The sequence below is a fragment of the Collinsella sp. AM16-21 genome (genome assembly GCF_003471905.1).
Taxonomy (GTDB): domain Bacteria; phylum Actinomycetota; class Coriobacteriia; order Coriobacteriales; family Coriobacteriaceae; genus Collinsella.
Genome location: NZ_QRKJ01000016.1, coordinates 28,165 through 46,885 on the forward strand (window position 1 = coordinate 28,165; position 18,721 = coordinate 46,885).

General features: G+C 60.6%; 16 protein-coding genes and 1 other RNA gene. 7 read left to right on the plus strand and 10 right to left on the minus strand.

Annotated features, from left to right (window positions below; translation table 11 throughout):
• Positions 1–239: 239 nt before the first annotated feature.
• The 6 genes from DW180_RS08640 to DW180_RS08665 all read left to right on the plus strand — a co-directional run bounded on the left by DW180_RS08640 (position 240) and on the right by DW180_RS08665 (position 7,603).
• Complete coding sequence (locus DW180_RS08640) at positions 240–1,112, plus strand: methylenetetrahydrofolate reductase (RefSeq protein ID WP_117805959.1); 873 nt, start codon at positions 240–242, stop codon at positions 1,110–1,112.
• On the plus strand, positions 1,112–1,900 hold the full coding sequence (locus DW180_RS08645) for a hypothetical protein (protein ID WP_117805960.1): 789 nt from the start codon (positions 1,112–1,114) through the stop codon (positions 1,898–1,900). Before DW180_RS08640 ends, DW180_RS08645 begins: the two co-directional genes overlap by 1 nt.
• A gap of 9 nt (positions 1,901–1,909) precedes the next feature.
• Entirely contained in the window at positions 1,910–4,468 is a 2,559-nt protein-coding gene (locus DW180_RS08650; RefSeq protein WP_199569962.1) for a homocysteine S-methyltransferase family protein, read from the plus strand.
• Positions 4,469–4,576: 108 nt separating this feature from the next.
• Positions 4,577–5,941: a PFL family protein gene (locus DW180_RS08655; RefSeq protein WP_035136908.1), complete on the plus strand. Its 1,365-nt coding sequence runs from the start codon at positions 4,577–4,579 to the stop codon at positions 5,939–5,941.
• 316 nt (positions 5,942–6,257) lie between these two features.
• The gene (locus tag DW180_RS08660; protein WP_233539981.1) at positions 6,258–7,145 is read left to right on the plus strand and encodes a methyltransferase domain-containing protein; all 888 of its coding nucleotides are present in this window, start codon (positions 6,258–6,260) and stop codon (positions 7,143–7,145) included.
• A gap of 158 nt (positions 7,146–7,303) precedes the next feature.
• Positions 7,304–7,603 (plus strand): YhbY family RNA-binding protein, encoded by a 300-nt coding sequence (locus tag DW180_RS08665; RefSeq protein WP_006234690.1) that lies wholly within the window; start codon positions 7,304–7,306, stop codon positions 7,601–7,603.
• A 69-nt stretch (positions 7,604–7,672) separates the two neighbouring features.
• Here DW180_RS08665 and DW180_RS08670 read toward each other — a convergent pair whose 3' ends face one another.
• From DW180_RS08670 to ssrA, 8 genes are all read right to left on the minus strand, one after another.
• A complete protein-coding gene (locus DW180_RS08670; RefSeq protein ID WP_117805963.1) occupies positions 7,673–10,672 on the minus strand; it encodes a BTAD domain-containing putative transcriptional regulator in 3,000 nt (999 codons plus the stop codon).
• Between the two features lie 448 nt (positions 10,673–11,120).
• A complete protein-coding gene (gene nagB, locus DW180_RS08675) occupies positions 11,121–11,849 on the minus strand; it encodes a glucosamine-6-phosphate deaminase (RefSeq protein ID WP_055251013.1) in 729 nt (242 codons plus the stop codon).
• A 272-nt stretch (positions 11,850–12,121) separates the two neighbouring features.
• Positions 12,122–12,619 carry a PTS glucose transporter subunit IIA gene (locus tag DW180_RS08680; protein WP_117805964.1) on the minus strand — a complete coding sequence of 166 codons (498 nt, stop codon included), beginning with the start codon at positions 12,617–12,619 and terminating at the stop codon, positions 12,122–12,124.
• Positions 12,620–12,690: 71 nt separating this feature from the next.
• Positions 12,691–14,028, minus strand: a complete 1,338-nt coding sequence (gene glmM, locus DW180_RS08685; RefSeq protein WP_117805965.1) for a phosphoglucosamine mutase — start codon at positions 14,026–14,028, stop codon at positions 12,691–12,693.
• A 123-nt stretch (positions 14,029–14,151) separates the two neighbouring features.
• Positions 14,152–14,547, minus strand: a complete 396-nt coding sequence (rpsI, locus tag DW180_RS08690; RefSeq protein ID WP_022094634.1) for a 30S ribosomal protein S9 — start codon at positions 14,545–14,547, stop codon at positions 14,152–14,154.
• Positions 14,548–14,549: 2 nt separating this feature from the next.
• Positions 14,550–14,993 carry a 50S ribosomal protein L13 gene (rplM, locus tag DW180_RS08695; RefSeq protein WP_022094635.1) on the minus strand — a complete coding sequence of 148 codons (444 nt, stop codon included), beginning with the start codon at positions 14,991–14,993 and terminating at the stop codon, positions 14,550–14,552.
• A 194-nt stretch (positions 14,994–15,187) separates the two neighbouring features.
• Positions 15,188–16,066 carry a patatin family protein gene (locus DW180_RS08700; protein WP_117805966.1) on the minus strand — a complete coding sequence of 293 codons (879 nt, stop codon included), beginning with the start codon at positions 16,064–16,066 and terminating at the stop codon, positions 15,188–15,190.
• Between the two features lie 555 nt (positions 16,067–16,621).
• Positions 16,622–16,985, minus strand: a transfer-messenger RNA (tmRNA) gene (gene ssrA, locus DW180_RS08705).
• A gap of 237 nt (positions 16,986–17,222) precedes the next feature.
• Between ssrA and DW180_RS08710 the strand changes: the two genes are divergently transcribed.
• Entirely contained in the window at positions 17,223–17,657 is a 435-nt protein-coding gene (locus DW180_RS08710) for a hypothetical protein (protein ID WP_117805967.1), read from the plus strand.
• A gap of 58 nt (positions 17,658–17,715) precedes the next feature.
• Here the strand turns inward: DW180_RS08710 and DW180_RS08715 are convergent, their stop codons facing one another.
• Together DW180_RS08715 and DW180_RS10295 are read right to left on the minus strand one after the other, a co-directional pair.
• The gene (locus DW180_RS08715) at positions 17,716–18,231 is read right to left on the minus strand and encodes a PIN domain-containing protein (RefSeq protein WP_158559645.1); all 516 of its coding nucleotides are present in this window, start codon (positions 18,229–18,231) and stop codon (positions 17,716–17,718) included.
• Positions 18,228–18,581: a hypothetical protein gene (locus DW180_RS10295; protein WP_158559646.1), complete on the minus strand. Its 354-nt coding sequence runs from the start codon at positions 18,579–18,581 to the stop codon at positions 18,228–18,230. The genes DW180_RS08715 and DW180_RS10295 overlap by 4 nt, the downstream gene beginning before the upstream one ends.
• Positions 18,582–18,721 lie beyond the last annotated feature (140 nt).

The window sequence follows — 18,721 nt, forward strand, 5'->3', positions numbered from 1 at the left end:
CAGACCTCCCCGCATGGTTTAAGGGTAGTCAATTTAGGACGGGGCTAAATTGACTGGTATTTCGCATCAGATACCAGTCTTTATAACCCCGCACCCAATGAGCTGCGTTGTTATAGGGAATGCCGATAGCAAGGCATCTTTGATTGGTATCCCTAAATAGCGAGTAAAACTCCACCGTGACACAGTGGTGCTGTAGAATCCTTACAATACATCGCACTAAATATCTAAAGGAGCACGATATGCGCGTCGACGAGGTTTTTAAGCAGGCAGCATCCCAGGGCACTGCACCCGTTTCGTTTGAGATGTTCCCGCCCAAGGGCGAGCTTACCCTCGACACGGCTCGCGAAGTGGCAGGCAATCTGTGCAAGCTTTCGCCGAGCTTTGTCTCGGTCACCTGCTCGGCTGGCGGCTCGGGCAACGGCGCCACCACCGCCCCCATCGCGCATATGATTACGAGCGAATTCGATACGCCCTCGGTGGCGCACCTCACCTGTGTGGGCCGTACCCACGCCGATATCGCCGCCAAGATCGATGAGTACCGCACCGCCGGCGTGGAAAACATCCTGGCCCTGCGTGGCGATCTCCCTGCCGGCGCGACCGAGGACGACAAGCCCGCCTCCGACTACGCCTACGCCCGCGACCTCATCCCCGAGCTCGTCGACGCCGGCTTTTGCGTGGGTGCCGCAGCCTACCCCGAGGGCCACATTGCCTGCGAGGATCTCAACCTCTCGGTCGAACACCTCAAGCAAAAACAGGACGCCGGCGCGAGCTTCTTTGTGACGCAGCTCTTCTTTGATAACGAGTGCTTCTATCGTTTTCGCGAGCTTGCCGACAAGGCCGGCATCACCGTGCCCATTACCGCAGGTATCATGCCGTTTATGGGCAAGTCGCAGATCAGCCGCATGGTCTTTATGTGCGGCGCGTCACTGCCCTCCCCCGTCATCAAGATTCTCGCCAAGTACGAGAACGACCCCGAGAGCCTGCAGGCAGCCGGTGTAGATTATGCCGCCCGTCAGCTTTGCGACCTTAAGGAGCACGGTGCCGCCGGTCTGCACCTGTACACTATGAACCGTCCTGCAATCGCCGCGACCATTATGGAGCGCTTGGGGTAATGGAAAAACCGCACATCGATACAACCGCTGTCGAAGTGCCGGCCGACCTTGCGTCGCCGGCGCTTTATCGTATCGATGATGCCCACCATCCCCGCGTCGATCGTGCCGAGATGCTGCGCTATCTGGGCTACGGCGGTCAGCAGATTGAGCCCGAGCTGTCGCAGCGTATTGAGCTTGTCGTTGAGCGTCTGGAACTGGACATTGAGCCCCGTGGCGTGCGCCGCGCATTTGCCATCGATGCCATGGGCGTGGACGAGCAGGGAGAGCCTTGCATTCGCTTGGTCGGCACCAACGTTGAGCTGCGCGGTCGCGACATCTATCGACATCTCAAAGACGCCCGCTTTGCCGCGCTCATGGCATGCACACTCGGCATGGACGCCGAGCGTCGTCTGCGCACCACGGGAGCCCAGCAGCCCCTGGAGGGAGCCGTGCTCGACGCCGCATGCTCTGCCTATGTAGAAGCCGCCGTCGAGCAGATGGACCAGCAGGTCAAGGCTGCGGCCGCCGCACACGGACTCGCCGGTAACTGGCGCTTCAGTCCCGGCTATGGCGACTGCCCGCTTACGGCCCAGCGCTCAATCGTGAATGCGCTCAACGCCACGCGGCTCATCGGGCTTACCGTCACGCCGACCAGCCTGCTCATGCCCACCAAGAGCGTGACCGCGGTGATTGGTCTGTTTGACGGCGAAGTCCACGACGCCCAGAGCCGCCCCACCTGCAATATCTGCCGCATGCGTGAGCACTGCCGCTTCCGCGCCGCCCACACCACCTGCTATTCCAGCCATTAGGAGCCATCGATGTTTACTCCGCTTATCACTCATGATCTGGACGGTGCCGCGCTGGCGGCGCCTGTTGATGCTGCGCGCCGCAACGGGGCTGCATACAAGACGCGCACGATCGACGACCTTCGCATTAAGGACGATCGTCTGCGCGCCGCCATCAAGGGCACCGGGCACCTGCTGTTTGACGGCGGCATGGGCACCATGTTGCAGGCCGCTGGCATGAAGGCGGGCGCCCTGCCCGAGCTGCTCAACTTTGAGGAGCCCCAGGTCATTACCGACATTCAGCGACAGTACGTCGAGGCCGGCTGCGACGTGATCACCGCCAACACCTTTGGTGCCAACGCCCACAAGCTCGACGGTACCGCCACCGTGGCAGATGTCTTTGCCGCCGCTGTCGCCTGCGCCCGCGCAGCCGGTGCCCACTACGTCGCCGGCGATATCGGCCCCATCGGCGCGCTGCTGCGCCCCCTGGGTACCCTGAGCTTCGACGAGGCCTACGACCTCTTTGCCGAGGAAGTGCGCGCCGGCGTCGCCGCGGGTGTGGACCTCTTTATTATCGAGACCATGACCGACCTTGCCGAGATCAAGGCGGCCGTCCTCGCCTGCCGCGAGAACTCCGACCTGTCCGTCTTTGCCACCATGACCTTTGAGGAAGACGGTCGCACGTTCCTGGGCACGAGTCCCGAGGTGGCCGCCATCACGCTCGACGCCATCGGCGCCGACGTTTTGGGCATCAACTGCAGCCAGGGACCGGCCGAGCTCCGAGGGCTCGCCGCACGTATGCTCACCGTTACGGACAAACCCGTTATGGTGCAGGCCAATGCGGGACTGCCCCACGTGGACGACGACGGTAATACCGTCTTTGACATCCAGGCCCCCGAATACGCCAAAGCCGTCGCCGGCATGATTGAGGACGGCGTGAGCGTCGTGGGCGGCTGCTGCGGCACCACGCCGGCGCACATGGCCGCCTTGCGCACGCTTATCGATAACCACACGCCCAGTCCGCGCCACCGCAAGCCCAGCATGTCGGTCACAAGTGCCCAGACTGTGGTGGACCTTCCCTGCGACGGCCACAAGATTGCCGTCATCGGCGAGCGCATCAATCCCACCGGCAAAAAGCGCCTGCAGCAGGCCCTGCGCGACGGCGACCTGGACTACGTCGTGAGCCAGGGCATCAGCCAGCAAGAACAGGGCGCCGACATCCTGGACGTCAACGTGGGCCTGCCCGAGATCGACGAGGTCAAGGTCATCCAGCAAGCGACCGAGCAGCTCCAAGGCTCCACGCTGCTGCCGCTGCAGATCGACTCCACCGACCCCGCCGCCGTCGAGGCCGCCGTACGCCGCTACGCCGGCAAGCCCATCATCAACTCGGTCAATGGCAAGCAGCAGATCATGGATGAGATCTTTCCGCTGGTCGCCCACTATGGAACCAACGTCGTCGGCCTTACGCTCGACGAAGGCGGCATCCCCGATACCGCCGAGGCCCGCTTTGCCATCGCCGAACGCATCGTGGCCGAGGCCGCCCGCTACGGCATCGGCCCGGACCATATCCTCATCGACTGCCTGGTCATGACCGCCTCGACCAATCAACGCCAGGCCGAGCAGATCCTACGCGCCATGTCCCTGTGCAAGGAGCGTCTGGGCGTCAAATGCGCGCTCGGCGTGTCGAACATCAGCTTTGGCCTGCCTGCCCGCCCGCTGCTGGGCTCGGTCTTTTTGGCCGCCGCTTTTGGCGCGGGCCTGGACGCCCCCATCATGAACCCGGGCTCCAAGCGCTTTATGGATACCGTCTACAGCTATCGCGTCCTGAGCGTTGAGGACGAGGGCTCGACCGGATACATCGAGCGCTATGCCGGTTGGACCGATCCGTATAAGATCGCCGCCAACCCGGCAGCAGCTCAGGCCGCATCGAGTGATGCCGCGCCCGCTGCTGGCACCGCCGGCACCGACGGCAACGACGACCCGATTCGTCGCATGGTCGTCTCGGGCCGCAAAGGCGAGATCGCTGCCGAGACCGAGCGTCTGCTGGCAGACCACGACGCCATGGACCTCATCAACAATCACTTTATCCCCGCCCTCGACGAAGTTGGCGTCCTCTTTGACCAGGGCAAGTTCTTCTTGCCGCAGCTTATGGCCTCGGCCGAAGCCGCGCGTGTGGGCTTCGACACCATCAAGCGCCTGATGCCCGCCGGCGAGATTGCCGACAAGGGCAAGATCTGCGTGGCCACCGTTAAGGGCGATATCCACGACATCGGTAAGAACATCGTCAAGATGCTGCTCGACAACTACGGCTACACCGTCTTTGATCTGGGTCGCGACGTCGATCCGCAGGAGGTGCTCAAGACCGTCAAGGAGCGTGACATTAAGCTCGTCGGCCTCTCGGCGCTTATGACTACCACGGTCGTCGCCATGGAAGAGACCATCAAGCTGCTTCATGCCGAGGTGCCGGGCGTCAAGATCATCGTGGGCGGCGCCGTGCTCACCCCCGAATACGCCAAGCAGATCGGCGCGGACTACTACGCCAAGGATGCCGCCGAAAGCGCGCGCATCGCCGAAGAGGTCTTTGGGCAGTAACACAACGGAAACAACCGAGCACCAAAACGTGCCGCATGCGCCACTTGGCACGTGCGGCACGTTAGAATAGATAAGATTATGCTCGTTTTGGCAGATAGGAGCGCAAGGATGGCGATCACGCCCGCAGAAATCGCGGAAACCCGCGGCATGGTTGAGGAGCAGAACCTCGACATCAGGACCATCACCATGGGTGTTTCGCTCATGGGTTGCGGCGACGAGAACCTCGACCGCATGTGCACGAAGATCTACGACCACGTGACGCACACGGCTGAGCATCTGGTCGAGACCGCCGAGAACCTCGAGCGCGAGTACGGTATCCCCATCGTCAACAAGCGCGTTTCCGTCACCCCGGTGGCGCAGATCGCCGCGTGCTGCAAGGATGAGGACCTCACCCCCATCGCGCACGCCCTCGACCGCGCGGCCGAGACACTCGGCATCGATTACCTGGGCGGCTTCTCCGCACTCGTCCAGAAGGGCATCGGCGACGCCGATCGCCGCGTTATCCAGTCCATCCCCCAGGCACTCGCCACCACGAGCCGCGTCTGCTCCAGCGTCAACGTCGCCAGCCTGCGCGCCGGTATCAACATGGATGCCGTGCTCATGGCCGCCCAGACCATCATCGATGCCGCTAAACTCACGGCCGACCAGGATTCCGTCGGCGCTTCCAAGTTTGTCTGCTTTGCCAACATGGTCGAGGACTCCCCGTTTATGGCGGGCGCCGTCCACGGCGGTGGCGAGGCCGACGCCGTCATCAACGTAGGCGTCTCGGGTCCCGGCGTTATGGCCGCAGCCCTGGAGACGCTGCCCGATTCCGCCTCGATGATGGAAGTCGCCGAAAAGATTAAGCAGACCGCCTTTAAGATCACCCGTGCCGGCGAGCTCATGAGCCGCGAGGCCGCCCATCGTCTGGGTGTCGAGAAGGGCATTGTCGACCTGTCGCTGGCTCCCACGCCTGCCATCGGCGACTCCGTCGCGCGCATCCTCGAGATCATCGGCGTGGGCACCTGCGGTGGCCCGGGCACGACCTGCGCGCTCGCCATGCTCAACGATGCCGTCAAGAAGGGCGGCGTCATGGCCAGCTCCAGCGTGGGCGGTCTTTCCGGCGCCTTTATCCCCGTGTCCGAGGACGCCGGCATGATCGCCGCCGTCGAAGCCGGTGCGCTTTCGCTCGAGAAGCTCGAGGCCATGACCTGCGTGTGCTCCGTTGGCCTGGACATGATCGCCATCCCCGGCGACACCCCGGTCGAGACCATCGCCGGCATCATCGCCGACGAGATGGCCATCGGCGTCATCAACAACAAGACCACGGCCGTCCGCGTGATTCCTGCCATCGGCAAGGGCGTGGGCGACTGCGTCGAGTACGGCGGCCTGTTTGGCCGTGCACCCATCATGCCGGTGAACCCCAACGCCGGCACTGTGCTTGCCCACCGCGGTGGACGCTTCCCGGCACCACTGAACTCGCTGAAGAACTAGCTGAGGGGTTCGGGCGAGGAGCCCCGGGGAGGGCAAATATATAAGGTCGCCTGCTCGGACAGTCCTGGCTCGCACGGAGAGCACATTAAGTGCTCTCCGGCTCGTGCGGAACTCGCGATCGACCTTATATATTTGCCCTCCCCGGGGCTCCCGCACAACGGGCCCTCGGTTGGGTTCTATCCCTTTGGCAGTCGCTTCGCTTCTGCCCTACTTTGCTGGTATGGCGGTTTGGCGTTGGATCGGTTCTTTCTGATATATGCTGGTTGCGGCTCTTCTTTTGGGAGGAGTCGCTTTTTTGTTGCTAGGAGGTTGGCCCGTGGTTGATGGGGAGATTCGTTCTGATCTGCTTTCTGCGGATTGGAATGGCGAATGGATGCGTCTGCAAGCTGATCGGCGGCGGGCTGATGATTCTTTTGAATGGGATAAGCGGGCTCGGCATTTTCGGCCGTTGGAGACTGCCCCGTATGCCCGGGACTTTATGAAGCTGTTGGCGTTAAAGCCTGGTGAATCGGTGCTTGATATGGGGTGTGGGGCTGGGTCGATTGCTATTCCGCTTGCTCAGGCTGGGCATCCTGTGATTGCAGCCGACTTCTCCCCCGCTATGTTGGGCACCCTTGATGCCGGCATTGAGTATTACGGGCTCGAGGGGCGCATAACGCCGCTTGAGCTTGCTTGGGATGATGATTGGGATTTGGTTGGACCGGTCGCGAAAGCGGTGGATGTTGCCTTTGCCAGTCGGTCGGTTACGACGACCAATCTAAAAGATGCGCTTGCCAAGCTTAATCGAACGGCTCGTCGGCGTTGTGCTGTCACGATGGTCGCCAACTCCAGCCCGCGCTATGATCTGCACTTGATGAACGCCATCGGCGCCTCGGTTACCTGCAGCAATGGCTTTGTGTACGCCTTTAACATTCTCATTCAGATGGGTGCCCTGCCGCAGGTCACGTACTTTGAATCGCCTCGTCGCGATACCTTCGATAGCCTTGAGGCAGGCGTGGCGGACTTTTCCCGCATGCTTGAGCATGGCAACGAGGATAAGGTCGACCGTCTGCGCGACTACATCGCCCAACACATGATCGAGAATCCCCACGCCGGTGAGCCGGGCTCCAAGGGCGTGCCGCAGGGGTGCTATATGCTCGACCATATCCGTAAGGTTCGCTGGGCGTTTATTGCATGGGAACCGGTCTCTGAATCCCGCTCGTAGCCCGTTCACAGCCCGAGCTGCCCATCACCTCGGCATCCGCATTCTTTGCGAACTGGGCAAACGCGCCCCACACCGCGCCGTTCCTGCGCTATCGTGGGACAGCTCACGTAGATTAAGGCCCCGTCGCGGGGCGCCCCATACATAGAAAGCGAGAACCCATGGCACTGACAGGAGCCCAGGTCAAGCAGCTTCGCAGCATGGCCCATCACCTCAACCCCGCCATCATCATCGGTAAGTCCGATGTCAACGAGGGCACCGTCGAGCAGACGGTCGCCTACCTGGAGAAGCACGAGCTCGTTAAGTGCTCCGTGCTCGATGGCTCCAGTCTTTCCGCCCGCGAGGCCGCCGAAGAGCTCGCTGAGCGCTGCCACGCCGAGGTCGTCCAGGTCATCGGCCGCAAGTTCTCGCTGTATCGCGAGTCCTCGCGCAAGGACATCGAGAAGATCAAGCTCGTCTAAGAGCCAATGATCCGGCGAGCCAACACATAGCAAGCTTACGGGTGCCCAAGTACTTCGGGCGCCCGTTTTTTATCGCTCGACCAGCACGCGATTGAGCCGTCCCTCCACCAAGCGCTCGTATAGACGCCGCGTCTCGGGCTCGGGCACGCCATTGACCTGCTCCCTCAGATGGTGCATATGCCCGCTGTACAGCTCGACGATATCGCGCCGCCGCCCCGCCGCACTGTAGACGCGCATGGCGCAGCGCACCATATCCTCACGCGCCGTTTCCTGCCGAAGCCCCGACTCCGCCAGCCAAATCGCCGACTGCAGGTCGTTTTCTTCTAGAGCGGCATTTGCCCCCTTAATCATGCAATCGATGTACTTTGACTGCATAATGCGCCGCATGCGCAAAAAGTAGGTTGGATTACAGCCATTGGGAACATACAGCGGTCCGGCATAAAGCTGCTCAATCTTAAGGCACAGCTCAACTAAATGGGGCCCGCGCGCACCCGTGCGATTTCCCAAAACCTCGCGGCTTATCTGGTCAAACAGCCGTACATCGGTCTTGACGTAGTCGCCGTTGAGTCCGATGCATTCATTTTGGATGAGCACACACGACTTGCCATCCGGCGTCGGTCCCAAAGCCGACCGCAAGCGCGATATCGTCGAGTACAGGTTGTTGCGGGCGCTATTGAACTCGGCATGGGGCCACAACTCCATTGCCAGCGTCTCGCGGTCGACGAGCGCATCCATGCCCAGTGCAAGCCGCTCGGCAAGCGTCGCCGCCTTCTTGCGGCGCCACATTTTGTCCGTGATGGGAAACCCGTCGCGCTCGGCGCGGAACGCACCAAACATGCGAATCTCGATATGGTCGATGGTATCAACGGCTTCAACCTCGCCAGCCTGGAACAGGCGCTCGCCCTCCCCTTCCAAATCGTCGCGCAGCGAGTACCGCGACAGCTCGCGCACGGGAAGCTTCTTGCGAATCCTGGTCGCCGGCTCGCCCAGACAATGCATGGCAAGGCGCGCAAAGAGCCGATACGATGGTTCCAGAATCCCCGCGCGATTCATGGACATCCAGGCCGCAAGATCGCTATCTCGCCCCGCGCAAGCCAAATGCAGCGCCACCATCCAGGCTTCTGCACCACCAACCTGCGTCTGGCTTATATCGAGCAACTCCGCTTCCTCGCGTACCGAAACCATCGAGGTGTTACGCAGATACGCCGCGCGCTCCAGCAGCAATGCGTTATCGCGCATGTACGCAATCGACTCCTCGGCAAGTTTGAGCACTTGGACCGCACGGAACTTTGCATTAACCGGCCGTCCCTCTGCCAGCGACTGCCAGCCTTCTAGCAACAGGCCAAACAGCTGAATCTGGTTGTCGCGCATGCGCACGGCAAAACGATCGAGCTCGTTGAACGCCGCGTCGTCGGTTACCGGCAGGCCGGAAAGGAGCCGCCGTGCCGCCAACACCATGCGCACCCAGATAGCCATCGCCTTAAGCCCACGCACGTCGAGCGCCTCCCGCACCACCGTCATCTCGTCGTCGCGCTCGTCGGTTCCCGTAAACGACCCGTCAAAGAGCTCCACCAGCATGCTATCGGCCCGTATAACAATCCCCGCGATGTCGAGCTCACAGTCGTAGGCCTTGCTCGTTTTGAGCTGCTGTAGAACGCCGCCGTCATCTCCCCGTTCGGTCAGGCATCGCTTGACCTCGATATGCGCGGACAGCATGTCGAGTGCGGTGTGGGACGTCTCTATTTCTGGCACGGCCAGGTTCGTAGGAAGCCCAAGCCCGTTGTCCCCATAGCAAACAGCCGTCAGTGTCTGGGCCACCCTCCATGAAACAGGGTCTATTTCGCAGGCCGCCCGTTCGCCCCCGCGCTCGATGACCGATGCCATATAGCGAGCGAGCTTTGTATTGGACACGCTGACCGCCGCCAGATATACGCCGAGCGCCTCAGCAGGCGTTGGCTCTGGAGCCGGATCGTCGGCATCGATCGTGCCCAGCGCTGCCCGGCAGATATCGGCCCCGTGCCCCGTCAGAGCCAGATCGACCCCATACTGCCCAGCAAGTTCAAGGACCGCTTCACGGTCCAAAAAGGCGTCCGCCAGGCCCATCGCCGCATCGCATCTACCCGCCTTAAGCAAAATCCGGGCCGCCCTCGGAACAAGCTCGGGGCGAACCTCGGCCACCAACTTGCGCAAGCGCAAGCGTCCGTTATCCTCCGTGCCCAGACACGTAAAACTCCGCTCGGCGGGATCCAAGCCAAAGATCGGGTAGTCGCGTACAAAGTAGGACTGGTCGACCATCGACAACCTCACCCCACAAGCCTCGAGTTCTGCGATATTGCCCTCGCCCATCAAAACCATGAGACATGCCACGCAAAACAGCGCATTATTGTCGAGCGAAGCCAGATCGACAAGTGCCGCGCCATATACGTTGACAATCTCGTTTTCGAGCAGACCGGCTACGTCGCCTTGGCCATACAGACCCGTCTGCAATGCCGAGACGAGCTCGGGCACGCCCTGCGTAAGCTGATAAAAGTCGAGCGATGTGCTGATCGAAAACGCCGATGCCCACGCCGAATACTCATAGGCATGCACCTTGAGCATCTGCGCATTGATCTTAACCGAATCGCCCAGCCCATGAATCAGCTGACGATTTGAAGGACGGCAGGAGATAAAGACCCCTATCCCCATAGCGCGCAGGCCGCGAATCCTGTCGATGAGGTCTTCGGTATCGTGCTGATCGAGGTTTGGCACATTATCAATCGCGATAAGGGAGTGCGGTTTGTCTTTGAGTTCTTCGGTAACCACCTCGAGCTGCATAAACACCTCGCGCCCAATGGCGCGATCGGCCTCGATAATCCGCACGGGGCCTCGCGTCGGGTCGCATTTAACCTCATGGGTGTACTGCAGCAGCACCGAGGTCTTCCCAAACCCGTCGGGCGCATAAAGAACCACGATGCCGGCTTTTCGGCCCTTGGCGATAAGCTCATTCATCAAGCGTTCGCGTCGCACCATATAGCCTCCGCCCAGCGGCATCAGCTCGAGGTCGTCTATACCGCTCAAATCGTTTACCATGCCCGCTCCTCAACTCGACCGTATGGACACTGTAACCGCAAGACCATACAAGCCGCGCTATGAATAGAGCGACCTTGCGTTTTAGGTTGTCTTTTGGTACGCAAGCGGCAAGTTTTTGTACAGCGAGGGCCGATTGTTATTAATCCCCCGACTAATCGGTCTTTAAGCAGGTAAATGAGCTTGTCAGCTTGTCCCATCTAAGCGGCAGTGTAACGCAAATGAACAAGGTTCAGCTATGTCATTCAACTCGCCTAGCACCCGCTACCGTCTACGACCTTTTGGTGGCATTTTTGCATAGAATCTGGTATGGAATGAATCAAACTGTTGGGCATCCGGCATTCGTCAAGCTTGCGGCAAGATTTTGGTCAAGCGGGCGGAGAGGGATAACAAAAAGGCCCCCGCAAAGCGGAGGCCTTAGGCAAGGCTATGTCGAGATGCAGGATTCGCGCTACTCGCAGAGCGAAAGGGCGGCCTCGTCGGCAACGACAACGCAGTTGGTGTGCAGCTGCAGGATCGAAGCCGGGCACGCGGGCGTAACCGGACCATAGCACATGTCATGCACGGCCTGAGCCTTGGCCTCGCCGTTGGCGACGACTAGGATCATGCGGGCATACATGATGGTCTGGGTACCCATGGTGTAGGCCTGACGGGGAACATCGTCGATGCTGTCGAACAGGCGGCTGTTGGCCTGAATGGTGCTCTCGGTGAGGTCGACGCAGTGCGTGCCCTTGGAAAAGTGGTCATCGGGCTCGTTGAAACCGATGTGGCCGTTGTTGCCAATGCCGAGCAGCTGCAGATCCGGGTAACCGGCGGCGGCGACGATCTTGTCGTACTCAGAGCAGGCAGCGGCGGCGTCGGGGTTGGAACCGTCGGGCACATGCGTGTTGTTCAGGTCGATGTTGATGTGATCGAAGAAGTTCTCACGCATGAAGTAGTGATAGCTCTGGGGATCGTCGTGCGAAAGGCCGCGATACTCGTCCAGGTTGTAGGTGCTGACCTCGGCAAAGTCGACGTCGCCCTTCTCGTACCAAGCAGCGAGCTGCTTGTAGGCACCGATCGGGGTGGAGCCGGTGGCAAGACCCAGCACGCAATCGGGCTTGAGGATAACCTGCGCCGAGATGATATTGGCGGCCTTGCGGCTCATATCCTCGTAGTCTTTAGCTTTAATGATCTTCATTACGCGTCCTTTCTCGTACAAGAGAGGCAAGGCTCCCCTTACAAGCACTTGCCCGCGGCCCGCGTCGGCCGCAACCAACGTGTGCGGCCACCAGGGCGAGGTCGCGTAATGTATGTGTCTCGTGTCTAGCCGCGTCGAGGCCCCTGCCCGTCCACGGTGACCCGAAGCCTTTTAGCTTCGGACAAATCCCATCTTGCCACGGAGGGCGTCCTCTTTCAAGGGCGCCCTCCGTAAACGTGTTTGAATTGTAGGCTAATGGCCACGTGCACTTGCTAGCGCTCGCGAGCAACGATGAGCTGGTCCATCTCTTCGACATGCGCACCAACGGAGCCCTTGATACTCGAGAACTCAACGGAGTTGCACACCAAGATGGGAACCGTCACATCATAGCCCTCGGCAGCAATTGCCTCACGATCGAACTCAATGAGTACATCGCCCTTGTGGACGATGTCACCCACTTGCGCATGTACGGTAAAGTGCTTGCCCTCGAGCTGAACAGTGTCCAAGCCAACGTGGATGAGCACGTCCAAGCCATCGACCGTGTTAAGCGCAACGGCGTGTCCCGTGGGAAAAATAGCCTCGACCTTGGCGTCTGCTGGCGCAATCACGCGCGTACCCGTAGGCTGAATCGCCACGCCCTGGCCCAACAGGCCGGTGGCAAATGTCTGGTCATTGACCTCGGACAACGAAATGACGTCGCCCGAGATGGGAGCATCCAGCGTAAGGACTCGACCACGCATACCAAAAGACCTTAGGACTTTAGTGAACATGCTCCCCCTCGGACATACCAATCGACCAAAATAGCCTTAACAGTTTACCACTTGGCACTCGTTTTTGACCATTAGGGAAGTTCGCGCTTGACAACCTCGACGATGTCGTCGACAACGCGCTGGGTCAGCTCGTGCGTCTCGGCCTCGGCCATAACGCGGACCAGCGGCTCGGTACCGCTCGGACGCACCAGAATGCGGCCGCGACCATTGAGCTCCTTCTCGGCGGCAGCGACGGCATCCCAGATAGGCTGGCAATCGTCCAGACCAGCCTTGTTGTCGGAATGCACGTTGACGAGTACCTGCGGGTACTTCTTCATGATGCCGGCAAGATCGGTGAGGGTACGACCGGTGCGCTTGAGCACGGCCAATAGCTGCAGTGCCGTCACCAGACCGTCGCCGGTGGTGTTGTGCTCCAGGAAGATGATGTGGCCGGACTGCTCGCCGCCGATGACGGCGCCATCCGCGAGCATACGCTCCAGAACGTAGCGGTCGCCCACGGCGGTCTGAACCATCTCGAAGCCCTGCTCCTTCATAGCGATGGAGAAGCCCAGGTTGCACATGACGGTCGAGACGATCTCGGAGTTGGCGAGCTTGCCGCGAGCGGCCAGATCGGAGCCGCAGATAGCCAGGATGTAGTCGCCGTCGATCTCGTTGCCCTCACTGTCCACGAACAGTACGCGGTCGGCGTCGCCGTCGTGGGCCAGACCGATGTCAGCATGGGTGCGCAGCACGAGCTCGCGCAGAGGCTCGAGGTGCGTAGAGCCGCACTCGACATTGATGTCGGTGCCGCAGTAATCGGTGTTGATGGCATGGACCGTGGCACCCAGGCGCTGCAGCGCGGCGGGCGTAGTCTGGCAGGAAGCACCGTGACCGCAGTCGACGGCAACAACCAGGCCATCGAGCTTAAGGCCGTCGAGCGTGCTGATGGCATGATCGACATAGGCCTTGCGGGCGTCTTTCATCTTGATGATGTGACCCACACCGGCGCCGGTCGGCAGCGTGTCGGCAGCCATGGCCTCCTCGGACATGACCCAGGCGCTGATCTCTTCCTCGACAGCATCGGGAAGCTTCATGCCCTTGCGGCTAAAGAACTTGATGCCGTTGAACTCCGGCGGATTATGCGAAGCGGAGATGACGATGCCGCCGTCGAGCTCGTTTTGGACGGTGAGCAGCGCCACGGCCGGCGTAGGGATAACGCCGCAGCAATGCGGACGGCCGCCCTCTGCCATAATGCCAGCGGTCAGAGCACTCTCGAGCATGGTACCCGAAAGACGCGTGTCGCGGCCGATGCAGATGTCCGGGCCAAGGAACTTGGTCGCCGCGCGGCCCAGGCGAAACGCGAGGTCGCACGAGAGGTCGGCATTGGCGACGCCACGGACGCCGTCGGTACCGAAGATGTTCTGGGGCATAGGATCGCTCCTTCCCTAGCAGGCGATATACAACCGCCCACCCTAGTCGAAAAAGAAAAGCGGGACCCGCCGAGGAATCGGCAGGCCCCGCTTGTACATTGTATCTCGAAAGGAGATAAAACCTTAGCGCTTGGAGAACTGGGGAGCGCGGCGGGCCTTCTTGAGGCCGTACTTCTTGCGCTCGACCACGCGAGCATCGCGCGTAAGGAAACCGGCCTTCTTGAGGTCAGCACGGTAGTCGCCAGCGTTCAGAAGAGCGCGAGCGATGCCCAGACGCAGAGCGCCGGACTGACCGGAGATGCCGCCGCCATCGCACAGAGCGATAACGTCGAACTGACCGGCGGTGTCGGTCACCTTGAAGGGAGCAAGGGCGTTCTCAACGAGCTGATGACGGCCGAAATACTGCTCGGCGTCACGCTTGTTGATGGTCACCTTGCCGGTGCCGGGGACGAGACGGACGCGGGCGACGGCGTTCTTACGACGGCCGGTACCCTGGTAGACAACGGTGTTCTCAGCCATCTTTAAGCCTCCAGCTCAATCTTCGTGGGGTTCTGGGCAGCATGCGGATGCTCGGCACCAGCGTAGACCTTAAGCTTGGTCATCTGGGCACGGCCGAGGGTGGTCTTGGGCAGCATACCGCGAACGGCGCGCTCGATGACCTTCTCCGGGTGCTTCTCCATAGCCTGGCGGAAGCTCTCAGCCTTGAGGCCGCCGTTGTAGCCGCTGTGGCGATAATAGGTCTTCGTGTCGGCCTTGTTACCGGTAAGCTGGACCTTATCGGCGTTGATGACGACAACGAAGTCGCCGCAGTCGCTGTTGGGCGTGAACTGGGGCTTGTTCTTACCGCGCAGGATCATTGCGATCTGGGTGGCAAGACGGCCCAGGACAGCACCATCGGCGTCGACGAGAACCCAGTTGCGCTGGACCTCGCCCTGCTTGGCGTAGTGAGTCGATTTCGAAATCACTTAGACTCCTCCATGTACAGTACGTGTTGTTACAGAGATTCACGGGGCTCTGCAAGTAACCCGTCCATATTACCCCGCTCGCCGTACGAGTCAACAGGTATTTTGGCTCCGACCAGAGTTTCTGCACATGTCATCCACGAGCCGTGATTTTTCCAACTCTTTAGCTGTTGTCATTTTTTGAGGGTTCGCCGTCGCTAGCGCTCAACGAACTCTTGGATTTCCGCGAGCAGGCGCTTTGCCTCCTGACGGCCCTGGATATACAGGTCCAAAAGCTTTGCCGGATCGTGCTCGACATGGCCGACCTCGACCGGCTTTTGCGGAGCGACGACCAACGCACGGCCCTCGCGCTCATACTTCCACAGGTGCATGCGCTGTATGTTGTAACGGTCGTGGCGCGTCTCGATAGCCTCGAGCAGGTAGGGGTAGTCGGCATAGCGGGCGCGCGCGGCAGGCATAAACTCGTAGGGCTTTTTCTCGTACGAGCGGTCCTGCGTGACAATAACAACCGCGCGCTCGAAGCCGGCCTCCTCGAGCACATGCTCGATAGGAACCGAATCGGCCACGCCGCCGTCGACGTATTTGTGCCCGTCAATCTCGACCGGCGGCGTCACCAGCGGCAGCGAGGTCGAGGCGCGCACGGCGTCGAGATCGAGCACGGCGCTTTTGACCGGGAGGTACGTGGCGGTTCCAAAGAGCATGTCCGTCGCGACGGCGTACATCTCAATGGGGCTCGCGTCGAAGGTCTCGTTGTCAAAGGGATCCAGGCGGTCCTGGACATCGTTGAAGATAAAGTCGTAACCCACAATGGAGCCCGTGGACGCAAACGATGCGGCGCCCATGAAGCGGTTGTCGTTGCAGAAAGCCAGGTTGATGCGGTTGGCACGGCCGATCTGGTGCGACTTGTAGTTCACGCCGTTGAGGGCGCCGGCCGATACGCCATATACCGCCGGAATCTCGACGCCGGCCTCCATGAGAACGTCGAGCACGCCGGCGGTAAACTGCCCACGAAAACTGCCACCCTCCAAGACGAGCGCGACCTTGCCGGCGTTCTTTGCCTTATCTTCTGCAGTCATATTGACCTCCTGCGATTGCGTTTTGGCTTTCTTCTACCCAGTTTTGGAATGGAGGGCGCGCAGGTTTTTCGAGGCGGCAGGTGCAGCGGAAAGTGCGTCCCAGTTTGAGGCGGGATTACGGGATGCGCTTTCCGCTTGGACCGCCGTTGGGAAAGCGCGACCCGTTCTGAGCGCGGATTCCGGGATGGGCTTTCCGCCTGGGCTGCCATTGGGAAAGCGCGTCCCACTCTGCGTCACTGAGGCGTTTTCTTTACGCCCGCGCCCTGCATAGAGTTCGATTCTCCGCGGGTGGGGGAATCCGTTGGTGCTGGGCATGGCTAGCTGAAATACCATCGGCAGCACATCTGTTTTGGGTTGGGGCTTTGCGCGGAGAATCCGCGTGTTTGCTTCGCGAACACGCACCGGCTTCGGCCGCCTGCCGGCGTCCTCGCCCGCGGGCCAAAAACGCTTACGCGTTTTCTTTACGCTCGCGCCCTGCACAGAGTTCGATTCTCCGCGGTACGGGCTAGAAATGAAAAGGCAGGTAGATACGAATATCTACCTGCCTGTAACTATTGGTGGAGGCGCGGAGAATCGAACTCCGGTCCACGAAAGCCCCCTGATTGGCATCTCCAAGCTCAGTCGCTGGTTTAGTCTCGGACGCTTTGCGCGCAGCGACACGCTCGTGACGTCCTAACCGGTTCGGTCTTAGCCCACGCCATACCGATTACGTGCGCAGGAGCATTCCCCTAAGATGACGTCGCGCCGGTGTCGGGGAAATCACCGGGTTGACGCGCCGCTATAAACTAAGCAGCGAGAGCCATAGGCTCAAAAGAAGAGTTGTTGTCAATTCAATTTGACGGTACCCCTGTTTAACGAGGCGAGGAGACCTCGGCTTGCTTCCTCTCTCAGAGCTATCGTGTCGAAACCAGTCGCCCCCGAATGTCGGGAAAGTCTGGATGGCATTGGGTACGAGCACCCAACGCCCGTCGACTTTTCAAGGAACATGCGGGGCGAGCCCCGCTTGTGGAGTGTTATCTTACCACGTTCTGAAAGCGGACAGCTGTTCTATGCACGAGCTGTGAAGACCCCAATGTGCGCCGCACTTCGCACTTTTGTTACCGATCGCGTCACGTATATTTTCGCCAAGCAAAATTGACCCGTCGAAAGGACCGTTATGGATACCAAGCAGCAACTCGTCGATGCCCTCGCAGGCCTGGGCTCAACCATTACCGAAGCTATGGATGTCATCGAGGGTTTTGTCCCCTGCGGACATCCCGCCCTCACGGTATCGAACGCACTCGTCGCGCTGGACGTTGACGATGATGCAGCTCTCGCCCAGCAGCTTGAGACCGTCGAGGGCTTTATCGACCACGTGAGTGAGAACCGCGGCGTGGCCGCCTACCACGGTATCGAGGTCGAGCTCGCGGGTCCCAAGGCCGATCTGTTCGCAGCAATCCGCGAGGTAGGCGCCCTTATGCAGACCGCAGGCGTCAAGAACACCCAGGTCAACGAGTGGGTCTACCGCAGTCTGGCAGCACTCGACAGCTCCGACGAAAAGGCAGCCGAGCAGCTCGCAGAAAGTCCCGCCATCAAGGCCGAGCTTTTGTAAATAGCAGACGCGGGCCCCTTGGCGCATCGTCGTCCAAGAGGCCCGCAAACAGTTCGCGTCAACCGATTGCCGCGCCGCCGCATTCGGCCAAGGCAAGAATCGGCATCATTTGACGAGGTGTCTTTGCTGCAAGATCGGCATGTTCGAGCAGTTTTCGATCGTTGGTCACCAAGTAATCGACCTGGGCGCGTTTGCATGCGGCGAGTACCAAGTTGTCCTCGTAATCGCGATGGAGCGCTAAGTATTTGTCGGCCAGCCAAAGGTCCGACGCATCTGCACCCACGGCCGTGGCGTTTTCGGTCATGTTCCGAACAAACGCCAGCGCCGCATCGCCAATCGCGCGGGCAGAAGCCTCGCCGAGCGCTCCCCCGCTGGCAAGAACGCTGCGCTTCAGTTCGTGCTGTACAACATACAGTACGTCCTTGGCGATATGCACCGGAAAGAACAGCAATGCCCCCGCCTCCGTCGCCTGCCCAATAAACGCACGCGCGGCAAGCGACTCGGCATGGTCGACGCAAAACGAATCAACCCATACGTTGGCATCCACCATTATTTTGAGGGGAGCCCCGCTCACAGGATCATCCCCTTTTGGCGATAGCGCTCGTCCATGGCTTCGGAATAGATTGTGTCCCAATCGCGATTGTCGGATACGGGCGACGTAGCGATGCCCAGGTCCGCGTAAAGCTGATCCGCCGCCGCCCATGATGCGGCGAACGGAGTATCGTGCGCGACGGTCTGCCGCCGGTCGTCGACGGCCGCAAGCACTTCCTCGCACTGCCCGCCACCCTGCGCGACCTTGGCCACCACCTTTTTGATGAGCTCGGGCAGTGACCCGCCCGAAAGCCGCAACGCTTCCTCCGCATGGTCCTTGACCTGGCGATCCACGCGAACGTTCACCTGCGCCATGCCGCTAACAGCACCCATGTCGATCTCGCTCCCTTCAATTGCTAGCCTTGCTAGCAACACTATATAGAGAAGCTAGCAAATGTTCAAACGCAAAAGGCCTGCGCCCGGACGACACCGATGCCGTCTGGGCGCAGGCCAGATAACGTGGGCAAACACGT